The following is a 1,675-nucleotide window of genomic DNA, read 5'->3' as shown; positions in this document are numbered from 1 at the left end:
CCCAGCGTCAACCTGCAAGACACCAGCAACGTGGTCAGCTTGGCTGCGAGCTACACCGACATCGCAGGCAACAGCGGCAGCATTGCCAGCAGCGCCAACTACAGCGTGGACACCCTGGCCCCCACGGCCACCATCAGCCTCTCCGACAGCGCGCTACAGATCGGTGAGACCAGCGTGGTCACCATCGTCTTCAGCGAAGCCGTCACAGGTTTCAACAACAGCGACGTGACGGTGCAAAACGGCAGCTTGAGCGCCATGAGCAGCGCCGATGGCGGCGTTACCTGGACGGGCACCTTCACGCCCACAGCCAACCTCGAATCCACCAGCAACGTGGTCACGCTCGCATCGAGCTACACCGATGTGGCAGGCAACAGCGGCAGCAACGCCATCAGCGCCAACTACGCCATCGACACCCTGGCCCCCACGGCCAGCATCAGCCTCTCCGACAGCGCGCTCAAGATCGGCGACACCAGCTTGGTGACCATCACCTTCAGCGAAGCGGTCACAGGATTCAACAACAGCGACGTGACGGTACAAAACGGTAGCCTGAGCACCCTCAGCAGCGCCGACGGTGGCGTCACCTGGACGGGCACCTTCACGCCCACCGCCAACCTCGAAGACGCCAGCAACGTGGTCACGCTCGCCGCGACTTACACCGACGTGTCGGGCAACAGCGGCAGCACCGCCACCAGTGGCAACTACGCCATTGACACCCTGGCGCCCACGCTGACCATCACCACGCCACTGAGCAACACAGACAACGTCTTGAACCGGGCAGAGCTGACCGCGATTGCCGGCAGCACCTTCTTGCTGCAAGGCACCGCCGTGGGCTTGGAGGTGGGCGCGAGCTACAGCGTCAACTTCAACCAAAAAACCTATACCGGCACCGCCACCACCGCCAACACCTGGAGCGTCGATATCCCTGAGGCGGACATGAACGCCCTGGTGCACGGCAACGACTACACGCTGCAAGTCAACGCGCAAGACCTGGCGGGCAACGATGCCCTGGCCGTGAGCCAAACCCTGCAAGTGCGTTTGGCCCCGCCCGACACGCCCACCGTCAACGTGGTCAACACCAACAGCCTCACGCCCACGCTCAGTGGCAGTGCGCTCAAGTTGACCGACCCCAACGACCCCAACAGCGTGGAGCTGCCTTTGCAAACTGGGGACGCCTTCACGGTCACGGTGCACGGTGCGAGTTACACCTACACGGTGGGCGGGGGCAGCAACCCCAGCGCGCTGAGCTACGACGCAACAGCCAAGACCTGGAGCCTGGCCTTGCCAGCGGGTGTGATCACGGCGGACGGCAGCTACGACGTGGCGGTGAGCGTGAGCGCGGTGGGCTACACGGTGGCCAACGACATCAGCAGCAACGAGTTGACGGTGGACCGCGTGGCCCCGGCCTTGAGCATCAACACCTTTGCGGGCGACAACACGCTCAACGCCCAAGAAGTCACGGGCAACCTGACGCTCAGTGGCACGACCGACACCAGCGAAGCAGGGCGCACGGTCAACATCGGTGGGTTTGGCAGTGGCACCTACCACGCGACGGTGCAGGCCGATGGCAGTTGGATGGTCACGGTGTTGGCGGCTGACTTGGCCTTGCTGACAGACCAAAGCACGCTGACGGCGAGCCTGGCCGATGTCTACGGCAACACCGCTTCGGCCACGCGCT

At 64.0% G+C, this 1,675-nt stretch carries 1 protein-coding gene; it reads left to right on the top strand.

Translation table 11 applies throughout. The features are described from left to right. On the top strand, positions 1–1,675 hold a 1,675-nt coding region (locus B9Z41_RS16785; RefSeq protein ID WP_233202771.1), incomplete at both ends, for an Ig-like domain-containing protein.

This window comes from Limnohabitans sp. JirII-31 (assembly GCF_002778315.1).
Lineage (GTDB): Bacteria > Pseudomonadota > Gammaproteobacteria > Burkholderiales > Burkholderiaceae_C > Limnohabitans.
The sequence above is the reverse complement of the archived record's forward strand: the minus strand, read 5'-3'. Positions and strand labels throughout refer to the sequence as shown.